Raw genomic sequence first — 16,386 nt, forward strand, 5'->3', positions numbered from 1 at the left:
GTCGTTCACTGCTCCTGGTGGGAGAGGGCTCGTACGGTGCGGGACGGGCTGGGTCGGCCCAGGTGGGCGGCCATCCAGACGCTCGTGGCGACCAGACGGCCGAGGTCGACCCCGGTGTCGATGCCGAGGCCCTGCAGCATCCACACGAGGTCTTCGGTGGCGAGGTTGCCGGTGGCGGACTTCGCGTACGGGCAGCCGCCCAGTCCGCCGGCGGAGGCGTCGACCGTGCCGACGCCCTGCTGGAGCGCGGCCAGCGTGTTGGACAGGGCCTGGCCGTAGGTGTCGTGGAAGTGCACGGCCAGCGCGCTCACCGGGACGTCCGCCCCGGTGAGCGCGGTGAGCAGGGCCGTCACATGTCCCGGGGTCGCCACCCCGATGGTGTCGCCCAGGCTCAGCTCGTCGCAGCCCATGTCCAGCAGGGCCCGGCACACCCGCACCACCCGGTCGACCGGGACCGCGCCCTCCCACGGGTCGCCGAAGCACATCGAGAGGTAGCCGCGGACGTGCACGTCCCGCGCCTTCGCCCGGGCCACCACCGGTTCGAACATGGCCAGCGCCTCGTCCACCGTGCGGTTGAGGTTGGCCTTGGCGAAGGACTCCGTGGCGCTGGCGAAGACCGCCACCCGCCGGACGCCCAGCGCCAGCGCGCGGTCCAGGCCTCGCTCGTTCGGCACCAGGACCGGCAGCTCCACCGGCAGGTCGGCGACGGCCGGGTACAGGTCCTCGGCGTCCGCCAGCTGGGGCACCCACTCGGGGCGGACGAAGCTCGTCGCCTCGATGGTGGTCAGGCCGGTCCCTGCCAGGCGGCGGACGAACTCCGCCTTGACGGCCGTGGGGACGGTCGCCTTCTCGTTCTGCAGGCCGTCGCGCGCGCCCACCTCGTGGATGCGCACGCGCGCGGGCAGGCCCTCGGCCGGTACGGCCATGGGCAGGCCCAGTTCCGGGGCGTTCATGCCGTCTCCTCCGTCACGGGGGCGATCACGGCCAGCACCTGGTCCATGGCGACCGTCGTGCCCGGGGCCACGTCCAGTTCGGTGACCGTGCCGGCGTGCGGGGCGGAGATGACGTGCTCCATCTTCATCGCCTCCACCACCAGCAGGCTCTGGCCCGCGCTCACCTCGTCGCCGACGGCGACCTTCACCACCGTCACCGTGCCCGGCATCGGCGCGGTCAGCGAGTCGGCGCCCGCCTGACCCGCCCGGGTGAGGGACGCGGCGACCGGGTCGTGGTCGCGCACGTGCCAGGCGTCGCCGTCGCGGCCCAGCCAGGTGCCGTCCGCCGCGGTGGCGAAGCTGTGGGTGACGCCGTCGAGCGCGAGGGTGAACCGCTCGCCGCCCACCGGCCCTGCGGACCCCCGCAGCGGGGTGCCGGACCCGGGAAGCAGCAGTTCCGTCCCGCCGTCCGGCGTGCTGCGCACGCGCACGGTCACCGGGTCCCGGCCCGCCACCCGCAGGTGGTGCGCGGTCCAGGCCCGCGAGCCGCCCAGCCGCCAGCCGTCGGCGGTGTCGAACGGATCGGCCCAGCCGGACCCGCCGGCGGGCGCGAGGCGGGCCTGCCGCAGCAGTGCCGCCGCCGCGTACGCCTCCGCCGGCACCTCGTCCGGTACGAGCCCGTCCACCTCGCGCTCCACCAGGCCGGTGTCCATGTCGCCGCCGGCCACCGCCGGGTGCGCGAGCAGCCGCCGCAGGAACCCGGCGTTGGTCTGCACGCCCAGCGTCACCGTCTCCGCGAGGGCGGCCCTCAGCTTGCGCAGCGCTGTCGCGCGGTCGGGGCCGTACGCGATCACCTTGGACAGCATCGGGTCGTAGAGGCTGCCGACCTCCGTGCCCTCGCTCAGCCCGGAGTCGGTGCGTACGCCGGCGCCCTGCGGCTCGCGCAGCCTCAGCACCGTGCCGCCGGAGGGCAGGAAGCCGCGGGCCGGGTCCTCCGCGCAGACGCGCGCCTCGACCGCGTGGCCGGTGAGCCGGATGTCCTCCTGCCCGAACGGCAGCGGCTCGCCCGCCGCCACCCGCAGCTGCCACTCCACCAGGTCCAGGCCCGTGACCAGCTCGGTGACCGGGTGCTCCACCTGGAGGCGGGTGTTCATCTCCATGAAGTAGTACGACGAGGGGTCGTTGCCCGGGACGATGAACTCCACCGTGCCCGCGCCCCGGTAGCCGCACGAGCGGGCCGCCTGGACCGCCGCCTCGCCCATCGCGGCCCGGGTCTCCTCGTCGAGGAGCACACTGGGCGCCTCCTCGATGATCTTCTGGTGCCGGCGCTGGAGCGAGCACTCGCGCTCGCCCAGGTGGACGACGCCCCCGTGGCCGTCGGCCAGCACCTGGATCTCGATGTGCCGGGGGCGGTCGATCCACCGCTCGACCAGCAGGGTGTCGTCGCCGAAGGAGGCGCGGGCCTCGCGGCGGGCCGCGGCGATCTCGTCGGCCAGCTTCGCCGCGTCCCGCACCAGGCGCATGCCCTTGCCGCCGCCGCCCGCCGAGGGCTTCAGCAGCACCGGCGTGCCGATCTCCCGGGCCGCGTCGGCGAGCTGTGCGTCGGTCAGTCCGCTGCCGCTGGAGCCGGGCACGACCGGCACCCCGGCCGCCCGCACCGTCTCCTTCGCGCGGATCTTGTCGCCCATCAGGGAGATCGCGTCGGCCGGGGGCCCGATGAACACCAGCCCCGCCTCTGCGCACGCCCGCGCGAACCCGGCGTTCTCGGCGAGGAAGCCGTACCCCGGGTGGACCGCCCGGGCGCCGGTGCGGGCGGCGGCCTCCAGCAGCCGCTCCACCGACAGATAGCTCTCCGAAGCCGCCGCCGGGCCGATCCGCACCGCCGTGTCGGCCTCCCGGACGTGCCGGGCGTCGGCGTCCGCGTCGGAGTACACGGCCACCGAGCGCACGCCCATCGACCGCAGGGTGCGGATCACCCGGACGGCGATCTCGCCCCGGTTGGCCACCAGCACCGTCTCGAACATCTGCTCTGTCATCGTCAGGGGTCCCCTCACATCCGGAAGACGCCGAACTGAGGGTCACTCAGTGGCGCGTTGGCGCACGCGGTCAGGGCCAGGCCCAGGACCTGCCGGGTCTCCATCGGGTCGATCACGCCGTCGTCCCAGAGGCGGGCCGTCGCGTAGTAGGCGTTCCCCTGACGCTCGTACCGGTCGCGGATCGGGGCCTTGAAGGCGTCCTCGTCCTCGGCGGGCCACTCCTCGCCGCGCGCCTCCATCTGGTCCCGTTTCACGGTCGCGAGGACCGAGGCGGCCTGCTCGCCGCCCATCACCGAGATCTTGGCGTTGGGCCACATCCACAGGAAGCGGGGGGAGTACGCCCTGCCGCACATCGAGTAGTTGCCCGCCCCGTACGACCCGCCGACCACCACCGTCAGCTTCGGCACCCGCGTGCAGGCGACCGCGGTGACCATCTTGGCGCCGTGCTTGGCGATGCCGCCCGCCTCGTAGTCCCGGCCCACCATGAAGCCCGAGATGTTCTGCAGGAACACCAGCGGGATGCCGCGCTGGTCGCACAGCTCGATGAAGTGGGCGCCCTTCTGCGCGGACTCGGCGAACAGGATGCCGTTGTTGGCGACGATGCCCACCGGATGGCCGTGGATCCGCGCGAAGCCGGTGACCAGGGTCTGCCCGAACTCCGACTTGAACTCGGCGAAGCGGGAGCCGTCCACGACGCGCGCGATGACCTCCCGTACGTCGTAGGGGGTGCGGGAGTCGACCGGTACCACCCCGTACAGCCCGGCGGGGTCCACCTTGGGCTCGACGGCCCGCTCCACCTGCCAGGGCAGGGATCCGCGCGCCGGGAGCGTGGAGACGATGGTCCGCACGATCCGCAGCGCGTGCGCGTCGTCCTCCGCGAGGTGGTCGGTCACGCCCGACACCCGCGAGTGGACCTCGCCGCCGCCCAGCTCCTCCGCCGTGACCACCTCGCCGGTGGCCGCCTTCACCAGGGGCGGGCCGCCGAGGAAGATCGTGCCCTGGTTGCGCACGATCACCGCCTCGTCGCTCATCGCCGGGACGTACGCCCCGCCCGCCGTGCAGGAGCCGAGCACCGCCGCGATCTGCGGGATGCCGGCGCCGGACATCCGGGCCTGGTTGTAGAAGATCCGCCCGAAGTGGTCCCGGTCCGGGAACACCTCGTCCTGCATCGGCAGGAAGGCGCCGCCCGAGTCCACCAGGTAGACGCAGGGGAGCCGGTTGTCGAGGGCCACCTCCTGCGCGCGCAGGTGCTTCTTCACCGTCATCGGGTAGTACGTGCCGCCCTTGACGGTGGCGTCGTTGGCCACGACCACGCACTCGCGGCCGGAGACCCGCCCGATGCCGGCGATCACGCCGGCCGCCGGGGCCTGCCCCTCGTACATCCCGTCGGCCGCCAGCGGGGCCAGTTCCAGGAAGGGCGAGCCGGGGTCGAGGAGGGTGTCCACGCGGTCGCGCGGGAGCAGCTTCCCGCGCGCCGTGTGCCGTGCCCGCGCCCGCTCGCCGCCGCCGAGCGCCGCCGCGGCCAGCTTGCCGCGCAGTTCCTCGACGAGGGCGCGGTGCGCCTCCTCGTTGGCCCGAAAGGCCTCCGACGCGGGATCGGCCGCGCTGTGAAGCTCCGGTGCCTCATGCATCCTGCGGGTCCCCTCACCTTGTTAATGAGCGTTAACGCATTTCCTCCAGGTTAACGAGCGCTAACCTCGCTGTCTAGAATCGTCTCCATGGCCACCAGAACCGACGCCCCCACCCGCCGCGAGCAGATCCTCAAGGAGGCCGCCCGGCTCTTCGCCGAGCGCGGGTTCCACGGCGTCGGGGTCGACGAGATAGGCGCCGCGGTCGGCATCAGCGGACCCGGGCTCTACCGGCACTTCGCGGGCAAGGACGCGATGCTCGCGGAGCTGCTGGTGGGGATCAGCGGGCAGCTGCTGACCGGCGCGAAGCAGCGCCTGAGGGAGGCCGGCGGGGTGGCCCCCGAGGCGGTCCTCGACTCGCTGATCGAGGGGCACATCGACTTCGCGCTCGACGACCGCCCCCTCATCACCCTGCACGACCGTGAGCTGGACCGCCTCCGGGACACCGACCGCAAGCTGGTCCGCCAGCTCCAGCGGCAGTACGTGGAGCTGTGGGTGGAGGTGGTGCGCGGGCTGTACCCGGACCTGGCCGAACCGGCCGCCCGCTCGGCCGTCCACTCGGTGTTCGGCCTGCTCAACTCCACCCCGCACCTGACCCGCCCCGGCTCCCTGCCGGGCCGCACCGGGACCGCCGAGCTGCTGCACCGGATGGCGCGGGGCGCGTTCGCGGCGGCGGGCGCGCGATGACCCCGGTGGAGTGACGGGCGGCGACGGCCCGGCGGAGTGACGAGCGTTACGGGCGGTCCGGTCTGGACGGCTGTGGATACTCGCCGGTATCTTAGATCTGAGCAAGCGCTTAGACATGCCCAGGTACTGGAGGTGGCGGACAGTGCGCCGTACGGTTTTCAACGAGGATCACGAGGCGTTCCGCGAGACGATCCGCGCCTTCATCGAGGCCGAGGTCGTCCCCGTCTACGACGAGTGGTTCGCGGCGGGCCAGGCGCCCCGCGACTTCTACTACAAGCTCGGTGAGCTGGGCATCTTCGGCATCAGCGTGCCCGAGGAGTTCGGCGGCGCGGGCATGGACACCCACAAGTTCGAGGCCGTCCTCTACGAGGAGACCGCCCGCGCGGGCGTCCAGTTCGGCGGCTCCGGCGTGCACGTGCTGCTCGCCCTGCCCTACCTCAAGATGCTGGCCACCGACGAGCAGAAGAAGCGGTTCCTGCCGAAGTTCGTCACCGGCGAGGAGATGTGGGCCATCGCGATGACCGAGCCGGGCACCGGCTCCGACCTCGCGGGCATGAAGACCACCGCCAAGCTGAGCGAGGACGGCACCCACTACGTCCTCAACGGCGCCAAGACCTTCATCACCGGCGGCGTCCACGCCGACAAGGTGATCGTCTGCGCCCGCACCGCCGCCCCGACGGCCGAGGACCGCCGCCACGGCATCTCCCTGTTCGCCGTCGACACCAAGTCCGAGGGCTACTCCGTCGGCCGCAAGCTCGACAAGCTCGGCCTGAAGACCTCCGACACCGCCGAGCTGGCGTTCGTCGACGTCAAGGTCCCCGTCGAGGACCTGCTCGGCGAGGAGAACAAGGGCTTCTACTACCTCGGCCACAACCTGGCCTCCGAGCGCTGGGGCATCGCCTTCGGCGCCTACGCGCAGGCCAAGGCCGCCGTCCGGTTCGCCAAGCAGTACGTGCAGGAGCGCACCGTCTTCGGCAAGCCGGTCGCCCACTTCCAGAACACCAAGTTCGAACTGGCCGCCTGCCAGGCCGAGGTGGACGCGGCCGAGGCCGTCGCCGACCGCGCCACGGAGGCCCTCGACGCCGGCGAGCTCACCCCGGCCGAGGCCGCCAGCGCCAAGCTGTTCTGCACCGAGGTCGCGCACCGCGTCATCGACCGCTGCCTCCAGCTGCACGGCGGCTACGGCTACATGAACGAGTACCCGATCGCCCGCCTGTACGCGGACAACCGCGTCAACCGCATCTACGGCGGCACCAGCGAGATCATGAAGTCGATCATCGCCAAGGACATGGGCCTGTAAGCCCCGCGAAATCCCTGGCGTATACAACTGACCCCATGAGTCAGGCACTTCAGGAGCTCCTCGATCTGCTCGACCTCGAGCAGATCGAGGAGAACATCTTCCGCGGCCACTCCCGCCCCGCCGTCGTCCCCCGCGTCTTCGGCGGGCAGGTCGCCGCGCAGGCGCTCGTCGCCGCGGGGCGGACCGTCCCCGAGGAGCGGCCCGCGCACTCCCTGCACGCTTACTTCCTGCGTCCCGGCGACCCCGGCGCACCGATCGTCTACACCGTCGACCGGATCCGCGACGGCCGCTCCTTCACCACCCGGCGGGTGGTCGCGGTCCAGCACGGCAAGCCGATCTTCCACCTCTCGGCGTCCTTCCAGACCTATGAGGAGGGCCTGGACCACCAGGAGCCGATGCCGCCGTCCCCCGACCCGGACGCACTGCCCACCTCGCAGGAGCGCCTGCGCGGCTACGCCCACCTCGCCCCCGAGGTCGTGGACCGCTTCCTGGAGGCACGCGCCGCCGTCGACCTGCGCTACGTCGACGAGCCGCCCTACGGCCGCTTCGGCGAGCCCCGCGAACCGCACTCCCAGGTGTGGTTCCGCACCAACGGCAAGCTCGCCGACGACCCCCTGCTGCACGTCGTCCTCGCCACGTACGTCTCCGACATGACGCTGCTGGACTCCGTCCTCCTCGCCCACGGGCGCGGCGGCTGGGCCGTCGGTGACGTCGTCGGCGCGTCCCTGGACCACGCCATGTGGTTCCACCGTCCGTTCCGCGCCGACGAGTGGCTGCTGTACGACCAGCAGTCCCCGTCGGCCCACGGCGGCCGGGGCCTCGGCCAGGCCCGCATCTACACCCAGGACGGCCGCCTCGCGGTCTCCGTCATCCAGGAGGGCGTGGTCCGCGTCCCGCGCGGCTAGCCGGTCATCCGCGTCCCGCGCGGCCAGCCGGTCAGACGGCCAGCCCGGCCTCCGCCAGCAGGTACGCCGTCATCGGGTCGTAGTGGCGGGGGCTGGTGACGTGGTCGTCGAGGGGGACCGTCACCTGGACGGTGCCCTCGGACTCGGCGAGGAACAGGGCCGGGTCGTTGCTGTCGGCGTAGCCGACGGAGTCGACGCCGTACTGCCCGGCCGCGCCCGCCCAGCCGTGGTCGGCGACGACCAGGTCGGGCAGCGGCCTGCCCTCGCGCTCCAGGGCGGTCAGGATGGCCTTCATCGGCTCCCCGGAGTGGGTGTGCCACAGCGTGGCACCGTGCTCCAGCATCGCCACGTCCGCGAACTGCATCACATAACCCTCGTCCGTCGTCAGCCCGTCCGGGATGACGACGATCTCGCAGCCGGCCGCCCGCAGCGCGGCGGCCGTCGCGCGGTGCACGTCGAGCAGCCCGCCCGGGTGGCCGGTGGCGAACAGCACCCGCTGCCGCCCCTCCGCCGCCTTGCGCAGCCGTCCCGCCATCCGCTCCAGGCCCGCGACGGTCAGCTCCGGGTCGATGGTGTCCTGCCCGTACCGGTACTCGGGATCGTCGTTGACGCCGACCCGCTCCGCCATCACCGCGAGCACGTCCTGCTCGTCGGTCCAGCGGTCACCGAGCTCCAGGCCGAGCCAGTAGTGGCGGTCGCCGTTCGCCAGTTTGCGGTAGTGGGAGAGGTTGTTCTCGCGCGGCGTGGCGACGTCGCCCGCGATGCGGGTGGCGACCAGGTGTTCGACGAGTTCGGCGCGGCTGGGTGTCCCGGATATCGGCATGCCCCCCATTGTGGAGCAGCGCCCTGTGGGCGTCCCTGGCGTATCGCGCGCTGGGACGTGCGTCACGTACTCAGGCGGCTGCGTACGGATACTCAGTGCTCAGGTGCGGCGCAGCGCGAACCACAGCTCCATCCGTACGTCCGGATCGTCCAGGTCGGCCTCCAGCAGCGCCGCGCACCGCGCGATGCGCTGCCGCACGGTGTTGCGGTGCACGGACAGGGCCACCGCCGTGCGGTCCCAGCTGCCGTGCAGCGAGAGCCAGGTGCGCAGGGTGTCCGTGAGGGCGGGGGCGGCCGCTATCGGCGCGAGCAGCGCCCGGGCGTGGGCGTCCGCGTCCTGCGGCGGGACCAGGTCGGTGAGGGCGGGACGGTCGCCGTGCCGGACCAGCGGGGCGCGGGTGGCGCGGGCCCGGGCCAGGGCGCGGGCGGCCTGCGTGTCGGCGGCCGGCCAGTCGGGCGGGCCGGCGGCGGCGCTGACCCCGAGGGTCCAGCCGGGCAGCGGCTCGACGGGCCGGTCGGCCGGCACCAGCACGCGGACGATGCCGTCCGCCGGGTCCACCAGCGCCGATCCGAGGGCGGTGCCGAGTGTGGCGGCGGCCAGGGCGTCGGGGGGCGCCTGTCCGGCCGGCCGTGCGTGCACCACTCGCCACCGCTCTCCGCCGAGCAGGGGGGCGACGTCCCCGGGCGGGCTGCCCAGGAGGAGCCGTACGAGTGCGGAGGCGCGGGCCGCGCCGGTGCCGCTCTGTCGCCGGCCGGTGAGGAGGGTGAGCAGGGCGGCCGCGACGGAGGCGATGGTGTGGTCGCCGGGGGAGCGGTGGGGTGAGGCCACGCCGAGGACGAAGCCGGGGCCGGGGGCGAGGGCGTAGGCGGCCAGGTGGGTACCGCTGACGGTGTCGCTGGCCGAGGTCGGGGCGGGCGTCGGCTCGCGGCGCTTTCCGAGGCCCTTTCGGGCTCCGGGGGAGGCACGACTGTCCGCAGCTGGGCCGGTGGTGCCGGGGCGTACCCGCTCGGCCAGGTCGGAGAGGGCCTCCCTCGCCTCCGGAAGGGGGGCTGCTCCCGACTCGGCGATCTCGGAGGCGTCCGGGGCGAAGAGGACCGCCCAGCCGCCGATGCGCTGCGCCAGCTGGTGGAGCACCGGCCGGACCGGGTCCGGGCGGGCCGCCGCCGTGGCGAGGCTCTGCTGGGCCTCCGTGACCCGGCGCAGCTCCGCCAGCCGGGCCTGCGCCATCAGCTGCCAGACCGCCCGCGCCACCCCCGAGAACGTGGTCCGCGGCGGCACCTCCAGCAGTGGCAGCCCGTGCATCTCGCACGCCTCGGCCAGCGCCCCCGGCACCGTGTCGTGGACCGGTGCCACGCCGAACCCGAGCGCCGCCCCGCCCGCCGCCACGATCCGTGAGACGTACGCGTCGAAGTACCCCGCGCCCGCCCCGTCCGGGATGTGCACCCCCGCCGACAGCAGCAGCTCCCCGCCCAGCAGGTACGGGTACGGGTCCGCCATCTCCGAGGCGTGCGCCCAGTGGACGACGGTGCCGGGATCGTCGGGTCCGGCGATCCGGCGCAGTCCGAGGTCCTCGCGGGCCAGGAGCGCGTCCAGGCGCACGGGCGGCGTGGGCGGGACCATGGGATCCGGCATGCTGGACGCTTCCTCCACTCCGTACGGTGAGAATGGATGAAACGTACACTTCGCAGATGCTTTCCGCCCCCCTAGGGTCGGGACGGACCGGCGGCCCGCGGGTACGGGCGGACGCACGAGCAAGGCGAAGAGCAGGAAAGAAGGCAGTTCCCCATGACCAGCAACGAGACGCCCCGCGGCCCCGTCGACTCCTCGCGCGTCCCCCGGTACGCCGGCCCCGCGACCTTCGCCCGGCTGCCCCGCCTCGACGAGGTCGGCCGCGCCGACGTCGCCGTGGTGGGCGTGCCGTTCGACTCGGGCGTCTCGTACCGGCCGGGCGCCCGCTTCGGCGGCAACGCGATCCGTGAGGCGTCCCGGTTGCTGCGCCCCTACAACCCGGCGCAGGACGCCTCCCCGTTCGCGCTGGCGCAGGTCGCGGACGGCGGCGACATCGCCGTGAACCCGTTCGACATCAACGAGGCCGTGGACACGGTCGAGGCGGCGGCGGACGACCTGCTGGGGACGGGCGCGCGCCTCATGACCCTCGGCGGCGACCACACCATCGCCCTGCCGCTGCTCCGTTCGGTCGCGAAGAAGCACGGCCCGGTCGCCCTGCTCCACTTCGACGCCCACCTCGACACCTGGGACACCTACTTCGGCGCCGAGTACACCCACGGCACCCCGTTCCGCCGCGCGGTGGAGGAGGGCATCCTCGACACCTCCGCCCTCTCCCACGTCGGCACCCGCGGTCCCCTCTACGGCAAGCAGGACCTCACCGACGACGAGAAGATGGGCTTCGGCATCGTCACCTCCGCCGACGTCTACCGGCGGGGCGCCGACGAGGTCGCCGACCAGCTCCGGCAGCGCATCGGCGACCGCCCGCTGTACATCTCCATCGACATCGACTGCCTGGACCCGGCCCACGCGCCCGGCACCGGCACCCCCGAGGCCGGCGGCATGACCTCCCGCGAGCTGCTCGAGATCCTGCGCGGCCTCGCCTCCTGCAACCTGGTCTCGGCGGACGTCGTCGAGGTGGCCCCCGCGTACGATCACGCGGAGATCACCTCGGTCGCCGCGTCCCACACGGCGTACGAGCTGACCACGATCATGTCCCGCCAGATCGCGGAGGCCCGCGCGAAGTGACCCACGACCACGACCTGGTGCTCCGCCCGACCGCCGCACAGACGGAGGCGGCCCTGAATCCCCCTCCCGGCCGCATCGGCGGAGACCTCGTCGTGGAGACCCTGGCCGGGCTCGGCGCGACCACCGTCTTCGGCCTGCCCGGCCAGCACGCCCTCGGCGTGTTCGACGCCCTGCGCCGCTCGGACCTGCGCTACATCGGCCTGCGGGTGGAGAACAACGCCGCCTTCGCGGCGGACGCGTACGGCCGGATCACCGGCGAGGCGGCCCCGCTGCTGCTGTCGACCGGCCCCGGAGCGCTGACCTCGCTGGCCGCGCTCCAGGAGGCGGCGGCCGCCTCCGCTCCCGTGCTGGCGATCTGCGGCCAGGTCCCGACGGCCGGGCTCGGCGGCGGCCGCCACGGCTATCTGCACGAACTCCCCGACCAGTCGGCCTCGTTCCGGGGCGTGGTGAAGTCCGTCCACACGGTGCGCACGGCGTCCCAGATCCCGTCGGCGATCGCGGAGGCGTGGAAGTCGGCGCTGACCGTCCCGCACGGGCCGGTGTGGGTGGAGATCCCGCAGGACGTCCTGCTCGCGGAGACGGTCCTCCCGGTGGTCACGGCGATGGACGCCACCCCGGACGAGCTGTCCCCGCGTCCCGAACTGACCGCCCTGGCCGCCCACCTGCTCGCGCACGCCGAACGCCCGGCGATCATCGCGGGCGGGGGAGTGGTCCGCTCCGACGCCTCCGGCAAGCTGAGGCAGCTCGCCGAACGCATCCAGGCCCCGGTGGTCACCACCCCCGGCGGCAAGGGCGCCTTCCCCTGGACGCATCCGCTGTCGCTCCAGTCCTGGCTGGAGGACCGGCACACCACCGACTTCCTTCAGGACGTGGACGTCCTCCTGGTCGTCGGCTCCGGTCTCGGTGAACTCTCCTCGAACTACCACACGTTCGAGCCCCGCGGCCGCGTCGTCCAGATCGAGGCCGACCTCGGCAAACTGGAGTCCAACCACCCGGGCCTCGGCATCCACGCGGACGCCCGCCTCGCGCTCCAGGCGCTCCTGGAGACGGTGCGGCCGCGCGAGGACGCGACGGCCCCGGAGCGGGTACGGAACCTGCTGGACCGCGTACGCGCACGCATCGCGGCCCAGGACCTGACCCTGGAACAGCAGGTCCTGACGGCCGTCCGCCGCGCCCTGCCCGCCGGCTCGCCGTCCTTCTGGGACATGACGATCCTGGCCTACTGGGCCTGGTCCGCCTTCGACGCCAAGGGCCCCAACCACCTGCACTCCGCGCAGGGCGCCGGAGGACTCGGCTACGGCTTCCCCGCCGCCCTCGGCGCGGCGGTCGCCGACCCCACCCGCCCGGTCCTGGCGGTCTCCGGGGACGGCGGCGCCCTCTACTCCGTCGCCGAACTGGCCACCGCCCGCCAGTACGGCCTGGACGTCACGTGGCTGATCGTCGACGACGGCGGCTACGGCATCCTCCGCGAGTACATGACCGACGCCTTCGGCGAGCCCACGGCGACGGACCTGACCCGCCCGGACTTCGTGGCCCTGGCGGAGTCCTTCGGCGTCCCGGGCCGGCGCACGACCCCCGAGGCCCTGGAACAGGACCTCGCGCGGGCCCTGTCCACCCCGGGCCCGTCGGTCGTCGTCCTCCCCGCGGTCCTGCGCATGTTCGCGCCGACGCACGGGGAATGAACCCTTGTGCCGCCAGTGGCCCGGGGATCTAAGATCGGGAGCCGGCCGTAGGGGGGACCAGGACCATGGATCCGGAGATCGCCGCACTGGCAGGGACGGCGGGTACGACCGTCGTCACGTTGATGGTGACGACCGCCTGGGAATCGGCGAGGGACGGCATGGTCGCCCTGTGGCGCCGTTTCCAGCCGGCCAGAGCCGAGAGCATCGGTGAGGAACTGGAAGCGGGCCGTGCGGAGCTGCTCCTCGCGCGCCAGGCAGGTGACGCCGAATCCGAGGCCGAGCTGACCGCCGAGTGGCAGGGCCGCGTACGGCGCCTGCTGCTCGCCCGACCGGATGTCGCCGACGAACTGCGAGGGCTCCTCGACGAGTTGGCCCCGTCGCTCCCGGATGAGCCGGAGACGGGGCACATCCACTTGCAGGCCCGCGCGTCGGGCAGTGCCCGGATCTACCAGGCCGGGCGCGACCAGCACATCACCGAACGATGAGCGTGCCGAGGCCGATGGAGGGCCGCGCGTCGGGCAGTGCCCGGATCTACCAGACCGGTGGCGACCAGTACATCGAGGAACACGTCCACCACTACGCGCCGGGCTCCGCCCCGCTGTTCGGGCACCCGTGGACGGGCCCGGCCGAACCCCGCGGAACCGCTCCCGACTCTGTCCGCACGCCCCAGGCCGGTCGCGCGCCCGGCATCCTGCGGGACCGCACCGACCTCATGGAGCGCCTACGGGCCGCCGTGGCCGGGCCCGGCGGTGACATCCAGGTCCTGCACGGAATGGGCGGCTGCGGCAAGACGGCCGTCGCCCACACCCTCTTCACCGAGGCCGTACGCGACCACGGCCGCGTCGGCCTGTGGGTCAACGCCTCCGAACGGGTGTCCCTGCGCGCCGGCATGCTCGCCGTCGCCGGTGACCGCGGTGCCGCAGACGGCGAACTGGCTGCCGCAGCCGGCGGCCAGCGCGCCGCGGCCGACCTGGTCTGGCACTACCTGGACCACTCGGCGCGACCCTGGCTGCTGGTCCTCGACAACGCCGACGACCCCGGCATCCTGGAGGAAGGCGCCTGGTTACGCCCGAGCCCCGCGGGGACGGTGCTGGTGACCACCCGCCACGCGGCCTCCCCGCTCTGGCACACCCCGGAGGTGAGCAGCCACCGGCTCGGTGTGCTTCCCCTGGAGGACGCGACCCTGGTCCTGCGTGATCTGGCTCCGGAGGCGGGTACGCGGGAGTCCGCGCGCAAGGTCGCCCGGCGCCTGGGCTGCCTGCCCCTGGCGCTGACCCTGGCCGGGGCACATCTGGCCCACCAGCTGCTGGAGTCGTGGTCCATGGACGAGTACGACCGGAAACTGAGCGAGGAGTCGACGGCCCTGGTCGACCGGGGGGCTCCGGCGACCGGCGGTGGGCAGTCCCGCCACCTCGTGGGCCGGACGTGGCAACTGTCGCTTGACGGCCTGGCGGAAGGTGGCCTGCCGGAGGCGACCGCCCTGTTGCGGCTGCTGTCCTTCTGGGCGGCGGATCCCGTTCCGCTGTCGCTGTTGCTGCCGGCGGCACAGGGCAGGGTCGACGGCCTCGAACACCTTGATCCGCCGCTGACCGCCGGCCGGGTCGAACCGGCCCTGCGCGCGCTCCTCGACCACTCGCTGATCGACCTGGTCGAGACGGACGGGCACCGCTGCGTGAAGGCCCACGGGGTCCTGCTGGACAGCGTCGCCGTGGGCGTGCCCGACGCGGAACGGGAACTCCTGGCGCAAGCGGCGGGCCGGCTGCTGCGGGCGGCGCTGCCGCAGGAGGACGCCGCGTCACCGCGGGCCCGCTCCCAGGTGCGGCTCCTGGCGCCGCACGTGACCGGTCTGCTGCACCGGTCCCGCCGCCACGCCCTCGTGACGGCGGAATCCGTACGGATCGCGGCGCGCGTCGCACGCCTGGTGTACGAGGCGGGGGACTGGACCGCCGCGCTGGCGCTGGCCGCCACCGCCGCGCAGACCGCCGCGGAGCACCTGGGGGACGAGCACCCGGCGACCATCGAGGCACGGTCGGGCCAGGGCCCCGTCCTGTTCCGGCTCGGCCGGTACGCCGAAGCCGCCGACCTCCTGCGGCCGGTCCACCGGGACGCGCTGCGCACGCTCGGCCCCCATGACGCGCGCACCCTGGACGCGGCCTACGAACTACAACGGGTGCTGCACCGCCTGGGTGAGCTGGCACAAGCCCGTACCCTGCTGGAATCAGTCCTGGACGGTCGCCGCCGCGCGCTCGGCGAGGACCATGTCGCCACCCTCAAGACCCGCTGCGAGATGCTGGAACTCCTCCTTGCGCAGGACGAGTTCGACGGTTACACGGCGGCGGCCGAGGAACTGGCGGGGGACTGCGAACGCCGCCTCGGCCCCGAGCACCTCGTGACCGTGTGGGCGCGCGACGCGCTGGCGCGGGGGCTCCTGCGCTCCGGCCGGGGCGCCGAGGCGGAGGCTCTCTTCCGCCGGGTACTCGCCGGACAGCGGGCCGGGTACGGGGACGACCATCCGCTCGTCCTCGGAGTGCTCATCCAGCTCAGCCGCGCCCAGCACGCGCAGGGCAAGCGGGAGCAGGCCGCCGGGAGCGCGCGCGAGGTGGCCGAGCAGCGGGCCGCGATTCTCGGTGAGGACCACCCGGAGACGGTCGCGGCCCGCGCCTGGTACGCCGAGGTCCGGGCGTAGCGCTCCCGGACGGGTCTTCTGCCGCGGCCTACCAGATCGACTCGACCCACTCCGGGTGGTCGATGAACGGGTTGCGGTTGTGCTGGTAGGAGTCGTAGATGACCTCGTTGCGGTTCTTCTCGAACGCGCTCGGCGGGTCCTCCTGGTGCCACTGCTTCAGGACCGGGAGGCGGCCGTGGTACGGGTTGCTGCCGTTGGTGACGGAGTCGTTGGGCTCCAGGTCGGGCCAGCCGTCGGTGCCCTCGTAGCGGACCGCCATGTAGAGGATCATGCGGGCCACGTCGCCCTTGACGGCGTCGCGGGGCTCGAAGGAGTTCGAGTCGGTGAGGCTGCCGCCGCTGTTGGTGAACGAGCTGCCGCCGTTGTCGAAGTCCTTGTTGCTGCGGATCGAGTTGACCTGCACGTCCTCGGGACGCAGGTGGTGCAGGTCGGTGCCGGGGCCGGTGGAGGTGCCGAAGTCGCCGTGCGACTTGGCCCACACGTGTTCGCGGTTCCAGTCGCCGACGTCACCGCCGTTGAGGGACTTGCTGCGGGAGATGCCCGAGTACAGCAGGATCACGTTGTTGCTGTTGTTCGGGTCCTGGTCGGTGACCTTCAGGGCGTCCCAGACCGCCGAGTACGACAGCTTCGTCTGGTCGCTGATGATCGTGTGGAGGGCGGTCTTGAGGGCTTCGCCGGTCTTGCCGGCCGCGTCGTCGTAGTACGCCGGGTCGTAGGACGTCGCCGCCGTCGTGGCCGTCTCCGTCGCCGTGGCCGGGGTGGCGGTCACGGCGGGGGCGGCGAGGCCAGCGAGTACGGCGGCCGTGGCGAGCGCCACGGCCTTGCGGTGCGGTATGCGTATGGCGAGCATGTGGGGTGTCCGATCTACGCGGGTTGCACGAAGGTGATACCCGCGAGAGTGACATGCACATGCAGTCCGGAGGGTGTAGGGAACGTGGCGATTGCGTGACGGC

At 73.2% G+C, this 16,386-nt stretch carries 13 protein-coding genes; 7 read left to right on the plus strand and 6 right to left on the minus strand.

Features of this window, described 5'->3' with window-relative positions:
• Window positions 1–5: 5 nt before the first annotated feature.
• The 3 genes from F1615_RS09135 to F1615_RS09145 are packed head-to-tail and all read right to left on the minus strand — an operon-like array spanning window position 6 to window position 4,599.
• Window positions 6–953, minus strand: coding sequence for a hydroxymethylglutaryl-CoA lyase (locus F1615_RS09135; protein ID WP_149548383.1), 948 nt, complete (start codon window positions 951–953; stop codon window positions 6–8).
• Window positions 950–2,956: an acetyl/propionyl/methylcrotonyl-CoA carboxylase subunit alpha gene (locus tag F1615_RS09140; RefSeq protein WP_149548604.1), complete on the minus strand. Its 2,007-nt coding sequence runs from the start codon at window positions 2,954–2,956 to the stop codon at window positions 950–952. The genes F1615_RS09135 and F1615_RS09140 overlap by 4 nt, the downstream gene beginning before the upstream one ends.
• 26 nt (window positions 2,957–2,982) lie before the next feature.
• Window positions 2,983–4,599, minus strand: coding sequence for a carboxyl transferase domain-containing protein (locus F1615_RS09145; protein ID WP_149548384.1), 1,617 nt, complete (start codon window positions 4,597–4,599; stop codon window positions 2,983–2,985).
• Between the two features lie 87 nt (window positions 4,600–4,686).
• Between F1615_RS09145 and F1615_RS09150 the strand changes: the two genes are divergently transcribed.
• The 3 genes from F1615_RS09150 to tesB all read left to right on the plus strand — a co-directional run bounded on the left by F1615_RS09150 (window position 4,687) and on the right by tesB (window position 7,488).
• On the plus strand, window positions 4,687–5,283 hold the full coding sequence (locus F1615_RS09150) for a TetR/AcrR family transcriptional regulator (protein WP_149548385.1): 597 nt from the start codon (window positions 4,687–4,689) through the stop codon (window positions 5,281–5,283).
• Window positions 5,284–5,425: 142 nt separating this feature from the next.
• The gene (locus F1615_RS09155) at window positions 5,426–6,583 is read left to right on the plus strand and encodes an acyl-CoA dehydrogenase family protein (protein WP_149548386.1); all 1,158 of its coding nucleotides are present in this window, start codon (window positions 5,426–5,428) and stop codon (window positions 6,581–6,583) included.
• A gap of 35 nt (window positions 6,584–6,618) precedes the next feature.
• Window positions 6,619–7,488 carry an acyl-CoA thioesterase II gene (tesB, locus tag F1615_RS09160; RefSeq protein WP_149548387.1) on the plus strand — a complete coding sequence of 290 codons (870 nt, stop codon included), beginning with the start codon at window positions 6,619–6,621 and terminating at the stop codon, window positions 7,486–7,488.
• Window positions 7,489–7,519: 31 nt separating this feature from the next.
• Here tesB and F1615_RS09165 read toward each other — a convergent pair whose 3' ends face one another.
• Window positions 7,520–8,311, minus strand: a complete 792-nt coding sequence (locus tag F1615_RS09165; protein WP_149548388.1) for a phosphatase — start codon at window positions 8,309–8,311, stop codon at window positions 7,520–7,522.
• 99 nt (window positions 8,312–8,410) lie between these two features.
• Window positions 8,411–9,943 (minus strand): PucR family transcriptional regulator, encoded by a 1,533-nt coding sequence (locus F1615_RS09170; protein WP_208818277.1) that lies wholly within the window; start codon window positions 9,941–9,943, stop codon window positions 8,411–8,413.
• Between the two features lie 153 nt (window positions 9,944–10,096).
• Between F1615_RS09170 and speB the strand changes: the two genes are divergently transcribed.
• From speB to F1615_RS09190, 4 genes are all read left to right on the plus strand, one after another.
• A complete protein-coding gene (speB, locus tag F1615_RS09175; RefSeq protein WP_149548390.1) occupies window positions 10,097–11,065 on the plus strand; it encodes an agmatinase in 969 nt (322 codons plus the stop codon).
• Window positions 11,062–12,747: a thiamine pyrophosphate-binding protein gene (locus tag F1615_RS09180; RefSeq protein WP_149548391.1), complete on the plus strand. Its 1,686-nt coding sequence runs from the start codon at window positions 11,062–11,064 to the stop codon at window positions 12,745–12,747. Before speB ends, F1615_RS09180 begins: the two co-directional genes overlap by 4 nt.
• 65 nt (window positions 12,748–12,812) lie before the next feature.
• Window positions 12,813–13,232 carry a hypothetical protein gene (locus tag F1615_RS09185; RefSeq protein ID WP_149548392.1) on the plus strand — a complete coding sequence of 140 codons (420 nt, stop codon included), beginning with the start codon at window positions 12,813–12,815 and terminating at the stop codon, window positions 13,230–13,232.
• Complete coding sequence (locus tag F1615_RS09190; protein ID WP_149548393.1) at window positions 13,229–15,433, plus strand: tetratricopeptide repeat protein; 2,205 nt, start codon at window positions 13,229–13,231, stop codon at window positions 15,431–15,433. Before F1615_RS09185 ends, F1615_RS09190 begins: the two co-directional genes overlap by 4 nt.
• A 28-nt stretch (window positions 15,434–15,461) precedes the next feature.
• Here F1615_RS09190 and F1615_RS09195 read toward each other — a convergent pair whose 3' ends face one another.
• Window positions 15,462–16,283 (minus strand): endonuclease I family protein, encoded by an 822-nt coding sequence (locus tag F1615_RS09195; protein ID WP_149548394.1) that lies wholly within the window; start codon window positions 16,281–16,283, stop codon window positions 15,462–15,464.
• Window positions 16,284–16,386: the final 103 nt, after the last annotated feature.

This window comes from Streptomyces marokkonensis (assembly GCF_008312835.1).
Classification (GTDB): Bacteria; Actinomycetota; Actinomycetes; order Streptomycetales; family Streptomycetaceae; genus Streptomyces; species Streptomyces marokkonensis_A.